The sequence below is a fragment of the Streptosporangium sp. OZ121 genome, from assembly GCF_051918885.1.
GTDB lineage: Bacteria > Actinomycetota > Actinomycetes > Streptosporangiales > Streptosporangiaceae > Streptosporangium.
Genome location: NZ_JBPXMC010000006.1, coordinates 43,379 through 64,625 on the forward strand (window position 1 = coordinate 43,379; position 21,247 = coordinate 64,625).

20 protein-coding genes and 1 tRNA gene are annotated in these 21,247 nt (G+C 68.6%); 12 read left to right on the plus strand and 9 right to left on the minus strand.

Translation table 11 applies throughout. From position 1 onward, the window contains the following. Positions 1 to 92: 92 nt before the first annotated feature. A complete protein-coding gene (locus ACTOQ1_RS14015) occupies positions 93 to 719 on the minus strand; it encodes a class I SAM-dependent methyltransferase (protein WP_440067217.1) in 627 nt (208 codons plus the stop codon). 296 nt (positions 720 to 1,015) lie between these two features. Here ACTOQ1_RS14015 and ACTOQ1_RS14020 point away from each other — a divergent pair, with 296 nt between their 5' ends. Next, positions 1,016 to 1,726: a helix-turn-helix domain-containing protein gene (locus ACTOQ1_RS14020; protein WP_440067218.1), complete on the plus strand. Its 711-nt coding sequence runs from the start codon at positions 1,016 to 1,018 to the stop codon at positions 1,724 to 1,726. Here the strand turns inward: ACTOQ1_RS14020 and ACTOQ1_RS14025 are convergent. The 3 genes from ACTOQ1_RS14025 to ACTOQ1_RS14035 all read right to left on the minus strand — a co-directional run bounded on the left by ACTOQ1_RS14025 (position 1,708) and on the right by ACTOQ1_RS14035 (position 3,880). Then, positions 1,708 to 2,283, minus strand: a complete 576-nt coding sequence (locus tag ACTOQ1_RS14025; RefSeq protein ID WP_440067220.1) for a dihydrofolate reductase family protein — start codon at positions 2,281 to 2,283, stop codon at positions 1,708 to 1,710. The genes ACTOQ1_RS14020 and ACTOQ1_RS14025 overlap by 19 nt on opposite strands. A gap of 403 nt (positions 2,284 to 2,686) precedes the next feature. Continuing rightward, positions 2,687 to 2,761: transfer RNA gene (locus ACTOQ1_RS14030), tRNA-Arg, on the minus strand. Between the two features lie 423 nt (positions 2,762 to 3,184). Continuing rightward, positions 3,185 to 3,880: a C40 family peptidase gene (locus tag ACTOQ1_RS14035; protein WP_440067222.1), complete on the minus strand. Its 696-nt coding sequence runs from the start codon at positions 3,878 to 3,880 to the stop codon at positions 3,185 to 3,187. A gap of 887 nt (positions 3,881 to 4,767) precedes the next feature. On the opposite strand from ACTOQ1_RS14035, the gene ACTOQ1_RS14040 reads away from it, so the two are divergent. From ACTOQ1_RS14040 to ACTOQ1_RS14050, 3 genes are read left to right on the plus strand one after another with little or no spacing between them, the layout of a single operon-like run. Then, the gene (locus ACTOQ1_RS14040) at positions 4,768 to 6,720 is read left to right on the plus strand and encodes a hypothetical protein (protein ID WP_440067224.1); all 1,953 of its coding nucleotides are present in this window, start codon (positions 4,768 to 4,770) and stop codon (positions 6,718 to 6,720) included. 26 nt (positions 6,721 to 6,746) lie between these two features. Then, a complete protein-coding gene (locus tag ACTOQ1_RS14045) occupies positions 6,747 to 7,316 on the plus strand; it encodes a hypothetical protein (RefSeq protein ID WP_440067226.1) in 570 nt (189 codons plus the stop codon). 4 nt (positions 7,317 to 7,320) lie between these two features. After that, on the plus strand, positions 7,321 to 7,623 hold the full coding sequence (locus ACTOQ1_RS14050) for a hypothetical protein (RefSeq protein WP_440067228.1): 303 nt from the start codon (positions 7,321 to 7,323) through the stop codon (positions 7,621 to 7,623). Positions 7,624 to 7,766: 143 nt separating this feature from the next. Here the strand turns inward: ACTOQ1_RS14050 and ACTOQ1_RS14055 are convergent, their stop codons facing one another. From ACTOQ1_RS14055 to ACTOQ1_RS14075, 5 genes are all read right to left on the minus strand, one after another. Continuing rightward, positions 7,767 to 10,505: an outer membrane protein assembly factor BamB family protein gene (locus tag ACTOQ1_RS14055; protein WP_440067230.1), complete on the minus strand. Its 2,739-nt coding sequence runs from the start codon at positions 10,503 to 10,505 to the stop codon at positions 7,767 to 7,769. Next, complete coding sequence (locus ACTOQ1_RS14060) at positions 10,499 to 11,245, minus strand: hypothetical protein (RefSeq protein ID WP_440067231.1); 747 nt, start codon at positions 11,243 to 11,245, stop codon at positions 10,499 to 10,501. Before ACTOQ1_RS14060 ends, ACTOQ1_RS14055 begins: the two co-directional genes overlap by 7 nt. 224 nt (positions 11,246 to 11,469) lie before the next feature. Continuing rightward, the gene (locus ACTOQ1_RS14065; RefSeq protein ID WP_440067609.1) at positions 11,470 to 11,664 is read right to left on the minus strand and encodes a hypothetical protein; all 195 of its coding nucleotides are present in this window, start codon (positions 11,662 to 11,664) and stop codon (positions 11,470 to 11,472) included. 173 nt (positions 11,665 to 11,837) lie between these two features. Continuing rightward, entirely contained in the window at positions 11,838 to 12,158 is a 321-nt protein-coding gene (locus ACTOQ1_RS14070; protein ID WP_440067233.1) for a hypothetical protein, read from the minus strand. Further along, entirely contained in the window at positions 12,155 to 12,496 is a 342-nt protein-coding gene (locus ACTOQ1_RS14075) for a hypothetical protein (RefSeq protein ID WP_440067235.1), read from the minus strand. The genes ACTOQ1_RS14070 and ACTOQ1_RS14075 overlap by 4 nt, the downstream gene beginning before the upstream one ends. 870 nt (positions 12,497 to 13,366) lie before the next feature. Here ACTOQ1_RS14075 and ACTOQ1_RS14080 point away from each other — a divergent pair. The 8 genes from ACTOQ1_RS14080 to ACTOQ1_RS14115 all read left to right on the plus strand — a co-directional run bounded on the left by ACTOQ1_RS14080 (position 13,367) and on the right by ACTOQ1_RS14115 (position 21,189). Then, on the plus strand, positions 13,367 to 13,645 hold the full coding sequence (locus tag ACTOQ1_RS14080) for a GntR family transcriptional regulator (RefSeq protein ID WP_440067236.1): 279 nt from the start codon (positions 13,367 to 13,369) through the stop codon (positions 13,643 to 13,645). A 167-nt stretch (positions 13,646 to 13,812) separates the two neighbouring features. Continuing rightward, the gene (locus ACTOQ1_RS14085) at positions 13,813 to 14,658 is read left to right on the plus strand and encodes a helix-turn-helix domain-containing protein (protein WP_440067238.1); all 846 of its coding nucleotides are present in this window, start codon (positions 13,813 to 13,815) and stop codon (positions 14,656 to 14,658) included. After that, the gene (locus tag ACTOQ1_RS14090; protein ID WP_440067239.1) at positions 14,645 to 14,845 is read left to right on the plus strand and encodes a DUF397 domain-containing protein; all 201 of its coding nucleotides are present in this window, start codon (positions 14,645 to 14,647) and stop codon (positions 14,843 to 14,845) included. The genes ACTOQ1_RS14085 and ACTOQ1_RS14090 overlap by 14 nt, the downstream gene beginning before the upstream one ends. Positions 14,846 to 15,266: 421 nt before the next feature. Further along, the gene (locus ACTOQ1_RS14095) at positions 15,267 to 18,086 is read left to right on the plus strand and encodes an ATP-binding protein (RefSeq protein ID WP_440067240.1); all 2,820 of its coding nucleotides are present in this window, start codon (positions 15,267 to 15,269) and stop codon (positions 18,084 to 18,086) included. Positions 18,087 to 18,275: 189 nt separating this feature from the next. Beyond that, a complete protein-coding gene (locus tag ACTOQ1_RS14100; RefSeq protein WP_440067242.1) occupies positions 18,276 to 18,386 on the plus strand; it encodes an RICIN domain-containing protein in 111 nt (36 codons plus the stop codon). A 112-nt stretch (positions 18,387 to 18,498) separates the two neighbouring features. Continuing rightward, positions 18,499 to 19,305, plus strand: a complete 807-nt coding sequence (locus tag ACTOQ1_RS14105; protein WP_440067244.1) for an SAM-dependent methyltransferase — start codon at positions 18,499 to 18,501, stop codon at positions 19,303 to 19,305. Between the two features lie 200 nt (positions 19,306 to 19,505). Next, positions 19,506 to 20,027 carry a hypothetical protein gene (locus ACTOQ1_RS14110; protein WP_440067245.1) on the plus strand — a complete coding sequence of 174 codons (522 nt, stop codon included), beginning with the start codon at positions 19,506 to 19,508 and terminating at the stop codon, positions 20,025 to 20,027. A 160-nt stretch (positions 20,028 to 20,187) separates the two neighbouring features. Then, the gene (locus ACTOQ1_RS14115) at positions 20,188 to 21,189 is read left to right on the plus strand and encodes a serine hydrolase domain-containing protein (RefSeq protein ID WP_440067247.1); all 1,002 of its coding nucleotides are present in this window, start codon (positions 20,188 to 20,190) and stop codon (positions 21,187 to 21,189) included. The last annotated feature ends 58 nt before the right edge of the window (positions 21,190 to 21,247 follow it).

Sequence of the window (21,247 nt, forward strand, 5' to 3'; positions counted from 1 at the left end):
GATGTGCCGGCCACGGGCTCTTCCGCGCCCGAAACGGGCCGCGAGCAGCCGGCGTGCCGTTCCGGGTATACGGCCCGCGGACGGGCGGCAGGTCACGGCCGGACGGCCAGCACCCGGAAGCTGACACCGCGTGCCATCCGGGACACCGACTCGATCCGGAAACCTGCCTGCTCCAGGAACGGGCGGGGATCGCGGGTGAGGTAGTCGGCCTCGAACCGTACGAACACCGGTTCCACCAGCCGCATCCCGGCCCGGATGACCGGGTTGCTCGACGGCCCGTGCTCGGCCAGCACGAACCGCCCACCCGGCTTGAGCACGCGGTAGGCCTCGCGCGCCGCGGCCGCCGGATCAGGGATGGTGCACATCGTGAACGTGGACAGCACGGTGTCCGCGAAGCCGTCGGGCAACTCCAGGCGCTGCACATCGCCCTGCCGCAGTTCCACCCGCTCGCCGAGACCTTCCCGCACCACCCGGCGCCGCGCGAGTTCCAGCATGCGCTCGGACAGCTCGATCCCGACGACCGTGACGTCGGCGCCGTACAGCGGCAGGTTGAGCCCGGTGCCGACGGCGATCTCCACGGTGCGTCCGCGCGCCTGCCCGACGGCCCACTCCCGGCTCCCCGGAAACAGGCGCCGCTCCCAGACCCGCATCTGGTCGTCGTACCGATCCGCCATCCGGTCGAACACCCGCCGCACGTCGGCATCCGTGGTAGCACGCATCGAGCAACCTTTCCGGAACGGGAACTCCGCAAAATCATTCACCGCCGTGAGACGGTGAAAGATCGTCCTTACCGAGACGACGACCGCGCATCCGCCGTCATCCTGCCGAGTCTCTGTCCGCCTGTCGTCACGCCCTGCCACATCGGCCGGATGTCTGGTCTCCCTGTAACGAACCGGCCCCCGGTACCGTTCCGGCGCCCTGGCATCCACCTGCCCGGCCTGTCGAGCGTCGACATACGGCGGCAGAAAACGGGATGGACAGGGAGATCGCAGCGCGTAGGTCGTCTCCTTCTCCCGTGCCGTTGCGGTTCGAGACTCGCGCGTCCGACTCACCCTGGGTCGACACCGTGTGGACCTGCACGAGCGAGCGGGTCACGGAGATGACCTCCGTCGCGGCGGTGTGCTGGGGCCTGGTGTTCTGGGAGCTTGAGGGCACGGCGTACGCGAGCATTTCCGGCCCCGAGACCGGGACCGGCACCGCGCCGGTGCCGGAGGGCGCGACCTTCGTCGGTATCGAGTTCGCCGTGGGCACGTCGCTCCGGGCCGTGCCCACGCCGACCCTGGTCGACGGGGGCGCCGAGCTCCCCGACACCACGCGCAGGACCTTCCGGCTGGACGGCGTCCGCTGGGAGACGCCTGGTCCGGACGACGCCGAGGCCTTGGTCGACCGTCTTGCCCGCTCCGGAGTCGTGATCCGTGACCCGCTCGTCACCGAGGTGCGCCGAGGTCACCGTCCGGTGGTCTCGGAACGCACCGTCGAACGCCGGTTCCGTGCGGCGACAGGGTTCACCCAGGGCGCCGTACGGCAGATCGAACGCGCACGCGAGGGCTCGGCACTCCTGGCCGCCGGCGCCCCGATCGCCGATGTCGTCTCCGGGCTCGCGTACTTCGACGAGCCGCACCTGGCCCGCGCGCTGCGCCGGTACGTCGGCCGTACGGCGCGACAACTCCGCCAGGGCGCCGTCGGTGCGATCGCCCTGAACCTGGATCAGCTGACGACGTCGTAGATCAGCTTCACGATGCCGTTCGGGTAGGCCGCGGACTCCCGGAGGGTCAGTGTCCGCTTGGCCTTGTCCTCCCTGCTGAACAGGCTCTTCCCGGCTCCGAGCAGCACGGGGAAGACGAGCAGGTTGTACCGGTCGATCAGGCCTGCGTCCGACAGCCGTCGGGCAAGCTCCGCACTCCCGTGGATGAAGATCGCACCGCCCTCACTCTTCTTGAGCGCGGCGATGTCATCGACCGAGCGCAGGATCGTCGTCTGGCCCCATCCCTCGACGAGGGCGTCGTCGGACAGCGTGGTCGAGACCACGTACTTGGGCAGATCCTTGTAGGCGGCGTGGTCATCCGAGTCGCGCCAGACCGGCGCGAACACCTCGTAGCTCCGGCGGCCGAACATCAGCGCCGTCGTATCCTCAAGCTCCTCGCCCTTGAGCGAGAAGGCCTCGGGCAGGAACTCGACGTCCATCACCCAGCCACCGCTGCGGTGCTCCTCGCTCGGCCCACCGCCCGGAGAGTCCAAAACACCGTCGAGCGAAACGAAGCCCGTATAGACCAGATCACGCATGTACTGTTCTCTCCATGGTCAGGCGACGAGGTCGCCAGATAGATCGACAAGCGGGCCGCGGCGCCATGCCGACGCACTGCGGCGGAGCGCCCACGCCCATGCATGCTAGGAAGCGGCCACCGCGGCCGTCTTGTACAGAAACGACTGCGGTACGGCTCTGTTCCGCCTCTGTTACGCCGGAACGTGCAAGATTTTCGATCGAGCGCCACGCCACGTGCCCGGATGGCCACCAAGATCAGAATAACCGCCGTACAGGGGCCGCGCCGACCCCATGAGATCCGGTCCACAGCCGGTCCACAGCCAATGAGCGCAAACGAGAACGGGCGGGACTCCGTGAGACTGGAGACCCGCCCGTTCCTCTGTCGTTCAGCCTGGTCAGCGACTGGATCCGCCGACTAGGGCTTGGTGCCCCCTGCAAGATTCGAACTTGCGCTCCCGGCTCCGGAGGCCGGTGCTCTATCCCCTGAGCTAAGGGGGCCAACGCGTGATTACATTACCAGCATCCTGAGGGAAACCGACACTCGGTTAGGGAAGCAAGTGATCTCCGGAGCAGGCCCGGGGGCGGCGGGAGAGCCGAGGGTGAGAGGTCATCGAGACGGCCGGGCGTTGGCGGGGCGGCACAGGCCCGCGCCGCGCGGGACGGGGCGCCGCCGGACGGGGTCGAGACGGCGCCAGGCGAGGCGGGTCAGCGGGGCAAGGCGAGTGCGCGGGGTCGGGCGAGTCAGCGCGGGGTCGGGCGAGTCAGCGCGGGGTCGGGCGAGTCAGCGCGGGGTCGGGCGAGTCAGCGCGGGGTCGGGCGAGTCAGCGCGGGGTCGGGCGAGTCAGCGCGGGGTCGGGCGAGTCAGCGCGGGGTCGGGCGAGTCAGCGCGGGGTGGGGCGAGTCAGCGCGGGGTGGGGCGAGTCAGCGCGGGGTGGGGCGGACGGCGCCTCGGTAGCGGGAGAGGTAGTAGGGCGAGGCGGCGAAGTCGGCCGTCCTGACGACGTCGCCGGTCTTGGGGGCGTGGACCATGACACCGTCTTTGACGTAGACGCCCACGTGGGTGGGGTCTCCGCTGCCTCCGCCGAAGAAGACGAGATCTCCCGGACGCAGCCGGGAGAAGGGCACCCGGCCGCCCTGCCTGAACTGGGTGCCGGTGTAGTGGGTGAGCCTGGCCCCGGCCTTGGCCCAGGCGTGCAGGGCGAGCCCCGAGCAGTCGAAGCCCCCACCGGTCGGGCCCGCGCTCGAACCGCCGCCCCATACGTATGGCCTGCCGACCTGGCGGAGCGCCGTGGCGGCCGCGATCCGGCCCCGCAGGGCCAGGGCGCCTTCGCGCGAGGACAGCGCCCTCTCTCGCGAAGGTGCCGCCCGCCTGCCGGAGAAGGCCTTCCCCGGGGAAGAGACCGCCCTCCCGCCGGGTAAGGACTTCCCCCGGGAGGAGGCTCTCCCTCGGGAAGAGACCGATCCTCGGCCGGAGGGCGCTTTCCACCCTTCAGAGGGGCGCTGCGACCGCTTGGCGCCCGCCCGCGAGGACTCCGGCACGGAGAGGGCCCGGGGATCCCTCCGCTCCGCCAAAGAGGACGAGCCGGCCCACACGTCCGAGGTGCCTGAGGGCTCCACCGGCCCTCCCGTCTCCGGACCGGAAGAGTCAAACACCCATTCGTCGTCCGCTTTCGAGGGTTTGGGCGGCCATTCGCCGACCGGAGCCAGGGGCGGGGGCGGGGCCAGGAATGGGGACGGGGCTAGGAATGCGGCCGTGGCCGGGGCCGGGAAGGAGCCCCATGAGGACGTCGATCGGCCGCCGCCCGCGTCCGGCGAGAACGGGGACCGTGGCTCGCAGGCGGCGGAGAGGGCGGCGCGGATCTCCTCCGGCAGCCAGTGAGGGGTGCCGTCCGGCGGGGCTGCCGGGGAGAGGGAGAGGAGGCGGCCCCAGGCGTCGCAGGCTTCCGGGGACAGGCGGGGCGCGGGAAACGGGGAGCTTCCCGCGATGGCCGCCGAGAGGATGGTGACGGTGACGAGTGCCGTGATCACGCACGCCCTCCTTGGGCTCGATGAAGGATCGAGGCCCCAGGATCGGCGGGATGGGGTGATCGCCAACGAGCCGAACGCGATTCTGTGGATAACGCGTGGACCATCCAGCCCAAACGCCACCTATCCAGAGATGGCCTGAAGCAGTCCCTCATATGGCGACACAGACCGATGAGCTGAGGCACTTACGCCCAGGTGAGCACCTATTTCAAAGCGACATAATTATCGATTATGCTTATTTCAATGAATATCTTTACGAGATAGACAGGTTGAAATTAATATATTCGCTGGAGCTGTCACCTTCACGGACCGAGCTGGAGTCCAGCGTCCTCATGACCCATCCGTATCCCGCCCCCTCGCCCTCCCCCCAGGCTGCCCCTGACCCGCGACCCTCCGCCCCACCGACCGGCACCGCTCAGCCGGCCCCCACCGCACCCTCCCCCGCGCCGCAGATCTCCCCGGCGGCTCCGGCGCGGAGCGTGAACGGCGAGTATTCGGGGATCGACCCCGAGCGGATGAACGACTTCGAGCGAGGGCTCGGCCGCGCACAGGACGCGCTCGGCCGCAACGAACCGCAGATCCGCCGTACCCTGCAACGGTTCGACCTGGACGCCTCAGGGCTGAGCGCGCTACGCGAGATGCAAAGCTGGATCGAGACCAGCCGCCCCGACCTGCGACGCCGCAACGAGACGATCAGCACCAAACTCACCGAGTGGGGCGCCGCCACCAAGACGCCCAGTGGGCTGGCCGCCTTCGACGAGACGCTGTACGGCAAGGCCGGCCAGGACCCGGACGTCTACGCGGCGACCCTCGGCCTCGGCAGGACCGCCGAAGACGGCGAGATCGACGAGAAGCTCCTGAAAGGGCTGGAGAAGCGGACGGGGGACGCGACGTTCGCCGCCACGTTGATGAACACGCTGGGCACGGCGAGATTTCGCGAACTGATGGTCAAGACCGCGAACCGCAAGGACGACAAGAAGGCACAGCGCCTGCAGGCCGCCCTCGGAAAAACCCTCGGCACGGCGACGCCCCGACTGGGCGACGCCTGGCACAAGGAGCTTCTGTCCGACCTCGAAGTCGGCCGGACGACCGGCTACATCGGCTGGGAGAAGGGCTACGCCACGGCGGCGGCCCTCAAGCACGGCACCTTCAGCACCGCCTTCCTCCTCGCCACCGCAAGGAAGATCGAGGCCGCCGATCGCGGGAGGGTGATGTTGGATCCGCGTGTCATGGCGGCCCTGCTGGAAGGGCTCAGCCGTGATCCGGTGGCCGCCCAGGACTTCTTCGCGGGTGACCCGACCATGCTGAAACGCTTCCTGACCCAACGGCGCCTCGGCGACGACGGCGTGGCCCTGGGCAAGGCGCTGGAGGCAGCGACGCTCACCTTCCGCGACCACGACGGCTCACCGCAGAACCCCTCACGCGGCTTCCTGTCAGCCAAGCTCGCCTCGGAGACCGTCCACCTGGAAGCCGTACGGATCAAGGACGGCAAGCTCTCCGATTCCTTGGTGAACGCGGCCTCGACGGGCCGAATCCTGGCCGGCTACATCAGCGACATCAACCACATCGCTCAACGAGGCCGCGACCCCGAGTCGTTCGGCGTGCGAAGTGCCGACAACCTCGCCACACCGGGACCTGACCCCTGGGGCGCCGAGTTCAACACGGGAGAACTACGCCAGGTGATGAAAGAGGCGTTCACAGACACCAAGGCATTCGCTCCTGTTCTGGCCGCTCAAACGGCGTTCACGGGCTTACTCCTTAATCACGGTGCTGCTGAGATGGCCGCTGGACGGGGCAGCGAAACATTCCTGACCAATGCAAAAGTGGTCGGGGCAGGCTTCGGAATGATCACCGATGCGGCGGGCTTGGCGAAGATCGAAGAAGGCAAGGATCTGGACGAGGCGCAGAAGCGCAACATGAAGATGCTCATAGCGGGGGTCAATACCGGTCTCGCCTTGCCCCAGTCGGGGACATGGCCGATTACCACCGGTGTCATCGGAGCCTGGACCGGAATGGCGGAAGAGATAGCCAAAGGGAGGGAGGAGGACAACGCCCGCGTTGACGCTAATGCCGCCGTCGACAAGACCCGAGGGCTCGTGCACGATCTCGCCGCTCAGGCCATGCTCAAAAACGGGCTCTTCGGCTCCGCCGAGCCCGCCGCCCGAAACCATCCCTGGGCCACCCTGGAGGGTCTGGAGAAGGGGGACGACCCCCGCGACAGCCCCAACAACTTCCTCAAGGACGACGGCCGCACCCTCATGACCATGGACGAGATGATCGACAAAACGGCTACCAACAGCACCGACAAGTATCGGCGGGTCGAGGCCTACGACCGCTGGCTCTATGGAGGCCCGGCAGGAAAACCCTGGCTGGATGTGGAGAGTCGTCTGCACCAGGGATTTACCAACGGCTTCGCTCAGTACGGCTCGTGATGCGAAGAGTGTTCACCGTAGCTACTGTGCTGACCTGCGTCCTAGTCACGTTAACGGCCTGTCAGAACGATGAGGTGCCGGTCGATCGCAGTCCGATGCCGACGGCGGCCGCACCTCCGTACCTCTGTGAGCACATCCCGTTAAGGGCGGTGGAGTTGATGACCGGGGTACGCGATCCACTGGTACGTGGCTTCTTCGACCTTACGAGTGCGGGAGGTCTGGGGGACGGGAGTTGCGCGATCTATCAGAAAGAGGGCGAGCGGCTGAAGGTGCTGTTGATCAATCTTACGCCGGGAGGATACCCAGGGGTGGTTGAGGAGCAGATAGAAGATGGCGCCTTGCCGTTACCAGAGATACTTCCCGGGGTTATCGGCTCTTACTTCAAGCCCTCGGACAGCGAAACCAACGACGCATACGCGCTGCTTGTACGCGGCAAAGCTGAGATAAGCATCCAGATGGAGATCGGTGCCGAGGGACGGGACAACGCCGCCGATGTGCTGGCGTTGATGAAGCTGATCGCGCCGAAGCTTCTCACCGATGCCAGCGCGCCGTCCCCAACACCGAAGACCCCCTCCCCCACCCCCAAGAAGGACTGACCCCATGGCCGAGCTGGTGCCCAATCCGCTCCACGCGGCGTTGGGGGATGCCCTCCGAACGGTCGAGCCGCTGGTCCAGGAGATCGAGAGCGGCATCGAGACCCCGTTTCGGGACTTCCACGAGGGCACGGTATGGACGGGACCGGCCGCCAAGAAGTTCGACGCCCAGCTCGTCCAGCACCGCACCCGGGTCCGGGGCGCGGGCGAGAAGATCATCTCCGACCTGCGAAGGACCCTGGCCATCACCCCTCGCCAGGTGAGCGAGGAGGAGGCCAAAACAATCAAGCAGCGGTACGGCATCCCCTGACGAGGCCCAAAAAGCTCCGGGAACGGTTCCGCAACCGAGCCGCAACCCGCTGACTCGCCACCGCGGAACCAGATCGGGTGCGCGGGCTCGACGTGGGCCGTAACCGCGCCTGGTGAGAGGACTGGTTCTGAGTCCCTCAAGATCTAGCCGCCTGCCGCGGGCAATGCGTACACGTTGCCGTTCGCACTGCCGACGTACACGAAGCCACCTGTCACGACAGGTCTGGTTTCGATGGTGCCGCCGGTCTGAAAGCTCCATCGCACCGTGCCGGTGGCGGCGTCGAGCGCGTGAAGCGTTCCCCCGTCGTGTCCGACGTAAATGGTCCCGCCTTCCGCCACGGGGCCGGAGGTGAAGCCCTTACCCAACGAGAAACTCCATCGCACCGTGCCGGTGGCGGCGTCGAGCGCGTACAGCCTGCCGTCGTCGCCGGCGTATACGAGTCCCTGGGCCACCGCGATGTCCCACCGGAAGCCGGGCCTGTCGCCCTCGGTCTGGAAGCTCCACAGCCGCGTACCGGAGCCGGCGTCCAGTGCGTATATCGTGCCGTCCTTGTTGTCGAGGTACACGGCCCCGCCGGCCACCACCGGACGGAAATCGACAAGACCGTCGATCCCTGAGCTCCATCGGACTTTCCCTGAGGAGCCTTCCAGCGCATGCACCTTGCCATCGGGGCTCGCGGCATAGACGACCCCCCCGGCTCGCACCAGATGAGTGTGATCTCGTCCTCCGCCAACCCGGAAGCGCCACTTCTGGGCTCCCGAGGCGGCGTCCAGCGCGTACACCATGCCATGGTCGCTGCCGACATGGACGACTTCGCCGACCAGCACGGGGTCGGGGTTGACGACATAGCCCTTCGGCTGGAAGCTCCACAGCCTCTTGCCGGAGGCGCCGTTCAGTGCGACGACCTCGGCATTCATCGAAGACGGGGACTTCCTGGTCCAGACGTAGAGGCGGCCGGCTGCGACCACGAGGTCGCTGATCGCATCGATCCTGCGGCTCCACCTCATGCGGCCGGTGGCGGCGTCCAGCGCGACCAGCCTGCCGGAAGTGTTCGCCGCGAACACGGTGCCATCCATCACCATGTGATCGAGCAGCAGGGGACCACCCGTCTGGAAACGCCACCGCATCGCGCCGGTGGCGGCGTCCAGCGCGGACACCGTGCCATCGCGACTCGTGGCGTAGACGACACCGTCGACCACCACCGGCTCGGCGTAGACGACCGCGTCGGTCGGATGGTTCCAGCCGCTCTCGCGCGCGGGGCCGGGAGCGCGGACGCCTGGCTGATGACGTGCGAGCAGATTGCCCTGCAGCGACGGGGAGATGAGCCGCACCGCCTGTCGGGAGAGCGAGCTCAGCCGGACGATGACGGGGCCCACGTTGATGATCGTCGCGCCATAGAACCCGTTCGTCTCGGCCACGGTATAGGAGAGGAAGCCCGGGCTCTCAGTGGTGGGATCGAAGGCGTTGGCCTTTTTAAGGGCGCCGACCTCGGCGGTGAACAGCTTTCGCGCGCCGGCGTTCGACGAGGACACCCATTCCACGGAGAGCGAGACGACGGCGCCATCGTCCGTGAGCGGTATCCAGTCGCATTTCGTCGGCTTCGGCGGCGCCGTTCCCGCCACATCGCCCGCTCTGGGAACCGCGCGGTAGCCGTCCGCGAGGACGGACAGATCATGGCCGGTAAGCAGGGCGCAGGCATCCGGCCAGGCGCTCGCCGGGACACCGTCGAAGCGGGCAGGCTCGCGCGAAAGTCCGTAGATCAGCTTGTACGCGGTGATCCGGCCGTCACCGGGGACATCGCTGTGCACGAAGGCCATACCCCTGATCGACCCGACAAGGGACACACGATGGTGGGGCATGTCGAGCGGCAATCCGCCGAGCTGTCCGGTGCCGGGGTCAACGGAGAACAGGTAGGCGGGCAACGGCCATTCGTTTCCCGGGAGGCCCCCGCCAGGGTCGGCTGCCGCGGAGTACGAGCCGGCGAACAAGGGCGGGCTCCAACTGCTCGGGTTCATGACCCCCACAGCTTCCGGACCGGTGGACAGCAGGCGGCCGTCCGTCCTGTAGAAGAAATCATCGTTCCCCACCGAGGCGTGAACGTATCCTTCCGCATTGGCCGTAACGCGAATCGCAGCGTCTTCGCCCGGTGGCGAGGGGGATGACGACAGCGGATGCGTCCAACCGTTCCGCAGTGTGCGCGGGTCCATCGAGGTGAGCCGCTGCTCATCTCCCGCGCAAGAGCTGAGCAGCGCCACCGATCGGGCGGTTGCCGCGCTTCGCAGGTGGCAGCCTCGCGGATACGTCATCCGTGCCGTGGTCGCCCCGGTCCGGAGGTCAAGGGCATGGATGTCGAAGGGCTCAGCCGGTCGCTCGAACACCACGATGCCGCGCTCGGTCACCATGATCTGCGGGCCCCGGTACACACCGATGCCTTCCGTCCCGGAGCGATCGCTGGAGACGGCGATCGTGCGCCGCCACAGCGCAGCGCCCGTGGTCAGGTCATGGCCGTTCAGGGCGTGGTCGACGACGTCCGGCGTTCCTCTCGACACGACCAGCGTGTCCGCCGCGATCCACACGCCGGTGATGGGCGCGGTGAGAGCCGGGTCGGCGGGGATGGTACGCCGGAGCTCACCTGTGCGCGGATCGTGGATCCGCACGGTGTCCTGGCGCGTCGCCACGGCGACCGCGTGGTCGGACACGGCGTAGCGCGGAGTCTCGAAGAACGACTCACCGGTGTCGGCGTCCGCAGGCACCGACCACACCGCACGCCACTCGACGGGCACGAGCGGGAGCCGCGGAGCGTCCGCCACCGCGGTCGAGCAGGCCGTCAGGACCACCGCGAACAGGACCGCGACCGAGCGGCGCCCGTGCACGGTCAGCACCCTTTGCTCTTTTGGATCTTCCGCTCGATCAAGCACGCCTGGCCACTAGAGATCGGCTGCCAGCCACGGAGCGGCGAGACGGCGTAATAGGTGCGGTAGGCGTCGGCAGTGCCGGTTACCCGGAACGGGTTCTTGTCCGGGCCCTCGATCGTAATTTGCTCGGTTCGGTCCTCCGCGAGCACGGTGACCAGGAGATCGAACTCGTAGTACGCCGCCGTGCCCTTGACCGACATGGAGAGCGTGACCCGCTCACCCCGTTTCAGGTCTATCTGCTTCTTTCTGAAATACGAGGTATCCAGGTCCTTGGCGGTAGCAAAGCGGGGAGCCGGCTCATCGAGATCGGCGGAGAGTTCGATGGTATTGACCTCTCCGGCGGGGGTGTAGACCAGCAGCGCGCCGTCCGAGACCGGCTTGCGGTCGAGGACGCGCGGCTTGATGTCGACAATGCGCAGGCTGCTGCGGTTCCCGATGAGGACGACGGTGACGTCCGTCTTTTCGAGGGGGGCCCGGTGATGGCGTGCCATGACGGCGTCATGGCGCGAGCCGGACGTGCTGCTCAGCAGAACCGCTCGTTCTCCAGGATCGGTCACCGGCTCCCTCAGGGCGGTGTCCTGCGTGGAGTAGTCGACGGCCACGTGGCCGACCTTGATCGGAGGCTCCCCGCTGATCCGGTCGACCGCGTCGGGTCCGCGTGCGTTGAACCAAGCGGTGAACACGACACCGATTACTGCGATGATCACAGCGCTGAGGATTCCCGCCAGCCACGTCCACATGGCTTTCCATCGCCCGGGCCCGGCCGGCTCGGCCTCCTCGGCCCGAGGGGCGGGAGCCGCATTGGCTCGACTGGGTTTGGCACGCCTGTTCTGGCGCGCTTTGGCCATGAGACGCCCCCTATGAACGGCGAACGGCAGCTGACTCCCCTGCGCTACACAGCTATATAGTGCTGGACGGCCACAGTGTTGAGTTATCGAGGAATTTCCTGTGCTACGGGCGAGTTCTCGAGTGTCTCGCGGCGGCTCAGGCCCGAAATCCCCTTCGCCTCTACACGCCCAATGACCTCGCCGGGATTAGTCTTGGCGTGTTCGCGCGACGTCCACCTGATCGCTCTGCGCTCGAAGAAGTCGTTGTCCGACACGCTCAGCTCGACGCACGCGTACAGCGGAGGGCGAGTTCACTCTCAGCGCTCTTGAGTTCCTGCCGGGCCTGTTCCATACGGCTTCCACACGGCTTCCATACGGCGATCTCTCGCCTTCGGACGGTACGTCCTGGACGGGACGGCGACCCCGGACCGGGGAAGGGATGGGGCCGCCGTGCCCGCTCCTCAGAAGCTCGTCAGAAGTGGCCGCTCCTGACCGAGCCGGAGGTGAGTGCCCAGCGGTGCAGGAGCGCGGACATCTCGGCCTCGCGCATCTGGGTCTTCAACCCGTCGACGGTCCGGTCACAGATGATCAGCGGTTCGGGGGTGGGCCAGGTGGCGATGGCGTGGAAGAGACGGCTGCCGGTGCCGTACAGCACCGACCATCCCGGCCAGGTGATCTCCAGCATCGCGGCCTCGGCCCGTGCCTCGTGGTCCCAGGTGTAGCGCGGGACCTGGGCAACGGCCTGGCCGTCGCGGTGACGGCCCCGGGCGGCGGCCAGACAGCGGCGGATCATGAGATCACCTGCCCGCTCTGCTCCCGCTCCGACGTCTCCCGCTTTCGCGTCTTCCGTTCCCGCTCTTCCGGGGCAGGAGCCTCCCACGTCTCCTGTTCGCGTGCCATCTGCTCGTCCGCCTCGCGGGCGAAAGTCTCCTGCCGGTCGGTCTCGGCCCGCAACGCCTCCAGGTTGTCGGCGTCGACAGTCCGCTCTGCCCCGGCCTGAGTGGCCACCGGGGAGAAGGGCCGCTCCCGGCTGGCCCACAGCCGTCCGGCGTCGCTGAGGATCAACCGCCAGCCGGGAATCGTCGCGTTGGGGCTGGTGGGCTCCGGGTGGGTGGAACTACCATCTCTCACTGATTGGACCTCGATCCGATCAAGGGCCCGTCCGGTCGTTTGCAGCGTGGGACGGGCCCGCTCTGTTGAGCAGGGAAAAATCTGGAGGGGTACGCCGTACCGGTCGGGTGACCGGTACGAAGATGGGGTGACCGCCGAGCGGTTCGGTGCGCAGGTGGTTCTTCGCCCGGAGCGGGACACGAGGTGGTGTCCGCCTCCGAGCCAGTGCGGCCCGGTGAGAGCGGCCCCCGGCGGCGATGCCGGGCGCGGGCGACAGGGCATCCGCCCAAGCGACGACGCCGGTACGGGCGGCTCGACGGCCACGCTCCGCCCGGGACGACGCTGCCCGGTTGTCGCCGGAATCCCCTCGGCCGTGGCCGACCCGGCACACCGCTGAACGGATACCGGCGCGACCACCTCGGCGGGCCGCTGCGCGGGGATCGCACCGGCCGGGGCCACGGGGGGCAGGCTCGAAGAACGACAGGGAACGGTCTCCGGTACGACGGGCCCGCAGCCGGATGTCCAGCAGGTCGCCGGAAGGCTGGACGTACTCGTGATCGGCGGGCCGATCGGGACAGCCGTGCGCGTAGGGGGCATGCCCGCAGGTGGCACACCCCATCGGCATGGGCGGCACCTCGGCGAAACAGCCGCAGCCACCGACCGCCTGTCTGTCAAGAACGGGAGCACTAGGGTTGCTCACGGATCAGGACTCACTTCCTGGTCAAGGACCCGTCCAGACGCTTGCATCGTCGGGCGGGTCCGTTTGTTAGCGGGCAGTTAAAGCGGACGTCCCATGGATAGGGCATGTCCATGCGTGTCCATGCACGCTTAGGCACGTCTAGGCGTGCCCGATATCGCCCAGGCATGCTGGTAACAAATATGGTCGCTAACATGATCGATTTCGAGCCTGGCCGACCTAAGTGGGAGCAGATCGCCGAGACGTTTGAGCAGCACATCCACAGCGGCAAGTGGCCGCCCGGCCACAAGGTCCCGAGCATCGTGGCGATCATGGGCGACTACCACGTTGGAAACAACACTGCTCGCCACGTCCTCCGATACTTGCACGACCTGGGGCTCGTGAAGCTCGTCCCCAGCCTCGGAACCTTCGTGTTGCCCCCGGAGCACAGCAGGAAAGAGCCTCCTCGAGGCACGCGAACCGCGAAGTCCTAACAGAGACTCAACTACCATGGTCGACTCCGCTCACGGAGCGGCGGTCTAGCGCCACGACACCCCATTCAAAGTAGCGATGCTGTCGAGCCATCATGTAGTTACACTGCGCGAGCACGCAAGCGCTGTGCGTATAGATTTTTTACCGGATCCCTAGCACACTGAGCGGCATGACGAAGAGCCCCACAGTCCGGCAGCGTCGTCTGGGCCGTGAACTACGACGACTTCGGGAGCAAGCCGAGCTCACGCCCGAGGCGGCAGCTCGCCCGCTTGGGTGGAGCCGATCCAAGCTCAACAGGGTTGAGAACGCACGGATCACAGTGACCCCCTCGGACGTCGCCAACGCCTGTGACCTGTACCGCTCGGACTTCGCGACGAAGACCGAGCTGATCCAGCTCTGCAAGGACGCCGCCGTACGTGGCTGGTGGACCGCCTACTCGGATGTCTTCACCGGCTATTACATCGCGCTCGAAACCGAGGCGGCGACTATCCGCAAGTGGGAGCCGATCCTGATCCCGGGCCTGCTCCAGAGCGAAGAGTACGCCTATGAGGTCATCCGTGCAGCGAGGCCCGAGCTGACCGAAACCCAGCTCGACCGGCACGTCAGCGCCCGCATGACCCGGAAAATCAACCTGCTCGGACCAGGTGCGCCAACGCTGCACGCCCTCATAGACGAGGCCGCGCTACGTCGTCCGGTCGGATCGCCTAGCCTCATGGCCCGCCAGCTCAACAACATCCTCCAGGTCTCCGATTGGCCCAGCATCACGATCCAGGTCCTCCCCACTGCAGTCGGCGCACACAGTGGCCTGGAAGGCGCCTTCTCCGTGCTGGGTTTCGGCGACGAGGACCCGGAAGTGGGCTATACCGAATGCTCCAGCGGAGACGTTTACGTCGAAGCGGCCGACCAGGTGCTCCGACTTACCCTAAAGTTTGAGCGCCTTCGCGACGTCTGCCTGTCCCCCGAGGATTCTGCGGCATTCATAGCCGCGGTGAGGAGCAGCCATGATCTCCCCTGACCTGTCCGGTGCCGAGTTCCGCAAGTCCAGCCTCAGCGGCGGCGGCAACGACTGCGTAGAGGTCGCCACCAACCTGCCCGGTCTCGTCGCCGTCCGCGACAGCAAGGACCCAGCCGGCCCCGCGCTGACCTTCTCCCCCACTGCCTGGAACACCTTCCTGACAGGCCTCCGCAACGGAGAAATCTGACCCGGCCACGGGTGCCGCGCGGCCAGAACCGCTGCGAAGCGGTCTGGCCGCGCGACAACACGAGCCGAGGATCAGCTGACGGAGAGCCTGGGCCGCGTTGTGACCGTTCATCGGCCCCGTGAGAAGACCGGTGTCCCAGACGGCTGCGGAATGTCATGGCCTCGCGTCTTGATCAAGGCTTCCAGGAGGCTCTGACCTGGTCTTTCTCGTTACCTGGGGCTGGTGGCATCGGCCCGGGCGGAGGGACTTGATCCAGAGGTTCGGCGTCTTGGGCGAGAAGGCCACCGGGCTTACGCGCGCCGAACACGGCAGGATCACATGAAGGTTCCCTACGCTCTCTTCCGTCTTACGGTGAACGGGTGCCTCGCATCGGTTTTGTCCGCCGTCAACCCAGGTGATCCAGGGCTCGCGGTAGGGAGATATGGAGTTGGTGGGATTGATGGAGCCGCCAGGGGAGCGGATCGTGGGGCGGGCCACGGACATCGCGGTGATCGAGGAGCTCGTCGCGGCTTCGGCCGATGGCCGTGGTGCGGCCGTGATGATCGTCGGCGAGGCGGGCATCGGCAAATCGCGGTTGCTGGCGGAGGCGTCGGTCCGGGCGTCGGCGGCGGGCATGGAGGTGCTGACGGGCCGGGCGGTGCTGGCGGGGGGCACGTACCGGGCACTGGCCACCGCGTTGGTCGGGCGGTTGCGGGACGCCGCGCTCGCGGGGGACGCCGAGCTGCGGCCGTATCGGGCGGCGCTGGGGCGGATCATTCCCGATTTCGGGTCGGCCGGCGATGCCGAGAAGGCCGACACGATGGTGGATCCCGCCGTGGTGGTGGGGGAGGGCGTGCTGCGGCTGCTGCGCGTGGTCGGCGCCGGACGCGGCTGCCTGCTGGTTCTGGATGACCTGCACTGGGCAGACCTCGACACGCTCGCGGTCCTGGAATACCTGGTCGACCAGGTGGTCGACCAGCGGATCATGATCTGTGGGGCGGCGCGTGAGGAACCGCGTACCGCCGATCAGATCGAGCGGATCGGCCGGCGGCCGGGCGTGCGGGTGCTGCGGCCGGCTCGGTTGGACGCGGCCCAGGTGGCCGAGCTGGCCGGCGATCGGGCCGGTGTGCCGCTCGCGGCGGCGACCGCCTCGTTCGTGGTGGAGCGCTGCGACGGGCTGCCGCTGCTGGTGGAGGAGCTGACGGCGGGGCTGCGCGAGACGGGCGTGGATCTGGCCGCCCCGCGGGAGGCGTTGAACGACATCGCGGTGCCGCCGACGTTGCGGGCGCTCGTCGGTGAGCGGATGGCGGCCCTGGCCGGTGAGCACCGCCGGTTGCTGCACGTAGCCGCGGTGGTGGGGGTCGACCTGGGCTGGGACGTGGTGGCCTCGGTGGCGCGAGTGGACGAGGCGGTGTTGCTGGCGGGCCTGCGCGCCGCCACCCACGCGCATCTGCTGCGGGCCGAGGCCGAGGAGCTGACCTGGCGGCACGCGCTCACCCGGGAGGCGGTGCTGGCGGGATTGCTGCCGCCGGAGCGGGCCGCGATAGCACGGCGCGCCGCGGATCTGCTTGACGGCGGCGGCGTTGGCGAGGCTGACGTACGGGCCACAGAACTGCTGGCCGCGGTGGGAGAGCGTGAGCGGGCCGGCCGGATCCTGCTCCGGCTGGCCCGCCACGATCTCGCCCGAGGGGCGTTACGCAGCGCGCGGGCGCTGCTGGCCCGGGTGGAGGCCGCCGGTGCGATCCGCACCGCGTGGGCCATCGAGCAGGTCCGGCTGCTGACGCTGGCCGGCGAGGTGGAAGCGGCGTTGCGTATCGGGGAACAGGCCATCGGCACCGCGACCGGGGACGAGTACGTCGAGCTGTGCCTGCAGCTGGCCCGTGGCTGCGTGGTGGGCGGACGCCGGGCGGCGGCGATCGAGTACGCCGAGCGAGCCGGCCGGCCGCACGATCCGCGTTTCGCCATCGTGCGGGCCGACGCCGCCTACGGGGAGGGGGATCCGCACCGCGCCGGCTCCCTCGCCGCCGACGCGGTCCGCGAGGCCGAGCGCGCAGGTGACGGCGAGTCTCTGGCGGGGGCGCTGCTGGTGCAGGGGCGCTGCCTGGCCCATCGTGATGCGGCTGCGGCGCGGGTGGCGTTCGGGCGGGCGGTGCAGGTGGCCGCCGAGCGCGGCCTGACCCCGCTGCGCGTGTCCGCCCTTTTCCACCTGGCCGCCGTTCAGCGTGGCCAGCCGGACCCGCCCGCGCTGGCCGAGGCCCGCGAGATCGCCGAGTCCGCCGGGCTGCTGGGGCAGCTGGCGTCGATCGACCTGCTGGTGGCCGACCTGGCGCTGGTGGCGCACGGTCCCCGCGCGGGTGAGCCGGTGGCCCGCGGCTGCGCCGAACTGTCGGCACGGCTTCGGCTGACGAGCGTCCAGGCGGTCGCCGAGCTGTTCGTCGCCGCCGCCCGCGCAGGCGCCGGAGACCGCGACGGCGCGGAGCGATGGCTGCGCCGGGCCGGAGCCCGACCCAACGCGCCTCGGGAGGTGCGAGCAGGCCTTGACCTGGTACGCGCGATCTGCTCAGTGGTGACCGGAGACCTGCCGGGCGCGGCCACGCGGGCGGATGACGGCGCCGCGATCCTGGCCGGTCACGCCTCGGCGGCCCCCACCCACTGGTGGGGGCTGTGGTTGCTGCTGCGCGAAGTGACCGGTCACGAGCCGCAGGACGCCCGCGCGGTGTTCCACCGCGCCCGGGCGGGCCGCCGGCGGGTCAACCGGGGCGCGCTGCTCTATGCCGACGCCGTCGCCGCGGGGCGCGAGGGCAGCGCGGAGGAGTCGATGCGGGTGCTGGCCCGCGGGGACGCTGCGCTTGAGGAGCATCCGTGGTGGCATCGACTGCTGCGGCTGCCGGTGTGGACTGCGGCGGTGAGCGAGGGATGGGGCGATCCCGTACCCGGACTGCGCGCCGACCTGGCCTGGCACGAGCTCAACGGTGACGAGGCGCCGGCACGGCAGTGCCGGGACCTGCTGAGGCGGGCAGGTGCGCCGTCCCGCCGCAGCAGGGGCACGACCGTGCCGCCCCGGCTACGCGCCGCCGGGGTCACCGGCAGGGAGGCCGAGGTGCTCGCCCTGGTGGCCGAGGGGCTGGGCAACGCGCAGATCGCAGCACGGCTGCACCTGTCCGTGCGCACGGTCGAAACCCACGTCAGCCGGCTTCTGGCCAAGACCGGCGCGGCCGACCGGACCCGGTTGCGTACGTACGCGCCCGGCCAACATCAGTAGTCGGCACGGACGCGTAGCCGGCCCTGACCCGGCGACCCTGGAGGACATGACCACGACACCCGACAGCACCGCCCTTCCCCGGCTGCGCAACATTGCTCCTGCCGCCGCACCGGCGCTTCGAACCAGCGGCTCGCGCTCGACAACGGCGGGTCGTCGCTGAACAGCATCAGGCCGCGGCACGTCTTCAACATGTGCTTCGACGTTCCGAGCGCCGGCACCGCGAACAGCGTGAACATCATCCAGTTCACCTGCAAGGGCGGGGCCCGCAACCAGCTGTTCGAGTTCCTGCCGACGCTGTGACAACGATCGCGGACGAGCACCGCGTCGACCCCCAGACCTACCCGGGCGGCAGGGAGCGGGCGATGTGGGCACGGCGCAACCATCCCTCCCGGCCATGAGGAGAACGACACCCATGCCACAAGACCCCTTGGCGAGCCCGCTGTTCCCGCGAACCTCGCGGTACCACCCCGACTGGATCCGCTCCGGCGTCAGCGGCGGAGCCAACTCACTCTGGCTGACCGAATGGCTCACCCATGCGATGACGCTGGAGCCCGGGATGCGGGTGCTGGATCTGGGCTGCGGCCGTGGCGCGTCGTCGATCTTCCTGCACCGCGAGTTCGACGTCCAGGTCTGGGCGACGGACCTGTGGTTCGGTGCGGACGAGCGACTGCACCGCATCCGCGACGCCGGCGCCGGCCACGCGGTTTTCCCGATCCACGCCGACGCCCGATCCCTGCCGTTCGCGGCGGGCTTCTTCGACGCCGTCATCAGCATCGACTCCTTCGTCTACTACGGCACCGACGACCTTTACCTCAACTACCTGGCCCGCTTCGTCCGGCCGGGCGGCCAGATCGGCATCGCGGGCGCGGGACTGACCCAGGAGATCGACGGGCCGGTTCCCGAGCATCTGCGGGGCTGGTGGGAGCCGAGCATGGCCTGCCTCCACTCGGCCCACTGGTGGCACCGCCACTGGGAACGCAGCGGCATCGCCTCCGTGGACCTCACCGACACCATGACGGACGGCTGGAAGCACTGGCTGGAATGGCAACGGGCGGTAGCACCTGACAACGAGCCGGAAATCAACGCCATCACCGCCGACCGCGGCCGCTACCTCGGGTACGTACGCGCGGTCGCCCGGCGTCGAGCGGACACCGCACTCGACGAACCCATCTCCTCCATCCCCGTGACCTATACGAAGCAGCCCCTGTATCGCGCCTGAACGGCGAGGGCAGAGGAGAGACCCAACGGATCTCGCCCGTTCGCGATGACCGTTCGCGATGACCGATCGCGATGACCGATCGCGATGACCGATCGCGATGACCGATCGCGATGACCGATCGCCGGACCGTGACACCACCTGCTCACTCGCACCACACGCTCACGCACGTACAAACCTCAACGATCAGACGGGATATCACCATGTCACTCATCCACCGCTCCCTCACCGCTCTGGCGCTGGCGGGGACCAGCTTGATCACTATCGCCGCCTCCGCCTCGCCCGTGCAGGCCGCGGCCGTCACCACCGTCCATGTCAGCAGCCGCACGGTGTTCATCACGGGCACGTCCGGCGCTGACACCATCAAGATCGACATCCTTGAGGGCAAGGTCACCGTGGACAGCACATCAGGGGTGAGCGCCGGCGCCGGATGCGTCACGTCAGGTCCCAACGTGGTGCAGTGCGCCGGGACCGGCAGCACGATCCAGTTCATCGACGCGGCCACCGGCGGCGGCAAGGACAGCGTGACCAACAACACCTCGTTGCAGTCGTCGATCTTGGGCGGGAGTGACGATGACACCCTGACCGGCGGTTCAGGCCGCGACGGGCTCAACGGCGGCGGCGGAGACGACACGCTGAACGGCAACGGCGGCATCGATGTCGCCAACGGCGTCAGCGGCTTCGACACCTGCACCGCCGAAACCGAGAACTCCTGCGAGGCCTGATCCGGACCCACTCTCGCCGCGGCATGGATCAACGACCCGTACAACCGCGAGAGTGAGGTCCCCCCGCAGGCACAGAACAGCTGAAGCAACCATGTCTCACCGAGCTTGACAAGTTCCGACCAAGATTGCCGCTGAGATGTGCGTCAACTATGGTTGACGCATGGACGACAGGCGGCCAACAGATTCCTACGGTGACGAAAACCTCGCGGCGCGGCTCCGTGAGCTCGTGGGCGACCGGCACCCAGTGATCGCGGTCGCGACGGTCTCGCCCAAGGGGACGACGGTGGCGAGTGTGGGCGCGCCCCTGAGCGCGGACTTCGAGATCGGCTCGATCTCGAAGGGGGTTACCGGCCTGCTCTACGCCGACGCGCTCGCGCGCGGAGAGATCCGTACGACGTCGACCCTCGGCGAGTTCCTGCGGCTCGACGGGACGGCGGTGGCGGGGGTGACACTGGCGTCGGTCAGCACGCACCGTTCGGGGCTGCCAGGGCTGCCCAGGTCGGCGGAGCCGTGGCGGCGTACCCTCGCGCTGTGGCGGCACGGGACGAATCCCTACGGTGAGGACCTTGAGCAGCTCCTCGCCCAGGCGCGGGGGGTGAGAGTCGGGAAACCACGGGCTCGATACTCCAACTTCGGGTTCGAATTGCTAGGCCACGCGATCGCGCACGCGGCCGGGACGAGCTACCGCGATCTCGTCCGCACGCGGGTCGCCGGGCCTTTGGGGCTCGGCGTGTTCTACACGCCTTCAAGCCCGGACGAACTGCTGCCCGGCGCGGTCATCGGCAGGAGCAGGTCGGGACGGGTACGGCAGCCGTGGACGGGTGAGGCGATTGGACCGGCGGGTGGCATCCGGGCGTCGATCGAGGACATGGCGCGCCTGACGTCCGCCCTGCTCGACGGCACGGCCCCCGGCATCGCGGCCCTCGACCCCGTGGCGAACCTCTCCGGGCCCGCGGCGCGCGTCGGCGCCGCGTGGATCACCGTCGAAGTGAAGAAGCGCCCCATCACCTGGCACAACGGCGGCACCGGCGGGTTCCGTACGTGGCTCGGAGTCGACCGCGCGGCGGGCACCGGTGTGGTCGTCATGTCCGCGACCTCGGTCTCGGTGGACCGCCACGGGTTCGCCCTGCTGGCACGGCTCACCGGGGAGGAAGGCCGATGATCGCCGTGCGTCGGCCACCCCGACCGCCAGAGCCTGCGCCCGGGGACCTCCCGCTTCC

Excerpts from the sequence above, each read along its gene's own strand:
- ACTOQ1_RS14015 (WP_440067217.1), bottom strand. The coding sequence starts at position 719 with ATGCGTGCTACCACGGATGCCGACGTGCGGCGGGTGTTCGACCGGATG.
- ACTOQ1_RS14025 (WP_440067220.1), bottom strand. The coding sequence starts at position 2,283 with ATGCGTGATCTGGTCTATACGGGCTTCGTTTCGCTCGACGGTGTTTTG.
- ACTOQ1_RS14050 (WP_440067228.1), top strand. The coding sequence starts at position 7,321 with ATGGCCGAGCTGGTGCCCAATCCGCTCCACGCGGCGTTGGGGGATGCC.
- ACTOQ1_RS14070 (WP_440067233.1), bottom strand. The coding sequence starts at position 12,158 with ATGATCCGCCGCTGTCTGGCCGCCGCCCGGGGCCGTCACCGCGACGGC.
- ACTOQ1_RS14080 (WP_440067236.1), top strand. The coding sequence starts at position 13,367 with ATGATCGATTTCGAGCCTGGCCGACCTAAGTGGGAGCAGATCGCCGAG.
- ACTOQ1_RS14085 (WP_440067238.1), top strand. The coding sequence starts at position 13,813 with ATGACGAAGAGCCCCACAGTCCGGCAGCGTCGTCTGGGCCGTGAACTA.
- ACTOQ1_RS14090 (WP_440067239.1), top strand. The coding sequence starts at position 14,645 with ATGATCTCCCCTGACCTGTCCGGTGCCGAGTTCCGCAAGTCCAGCCTC.
- ACTOQ1_RS14095 (WP_440067240.1), top strand. The coding sequence starts at position 15,267 with ATGGAGTTGGTGGGATTGATGGAGCCGCCAGGGGAGCGGATCGTGGGG.
- ACTOQ1_RS14100 (WP_440067242.1), top strand. The coding sequence starts at position 18,276 with ATGTGCTTCGACGTTCCGAGCGCCGGCACCGCGAACAGCGTGAACATC.
- ACTOQ1_RS14105 (WP_440067244.1), top strand. The coding sequence starts at position 18,499 with ATGCCACAAGACCCCTTGGCGAGCCCGCTGTTCCCGCGAACCTCGCGG.
- ACTOQ1_RS14110 (WP_440067245.1), top strand. The coding sequence starts at position 19,506 with ATGTCACTCATCCACCGCTCCCTCACCGCTCTGGCGCTGGCGGGGACC.
- ACTOQ1_RS14115 (WP_440067247.1), top strand. The coding sequence starts at position 20,188 with ATGGACGACAGGCGGCCAACAGATTCCTACGGTGACGAAAACCTCGCG.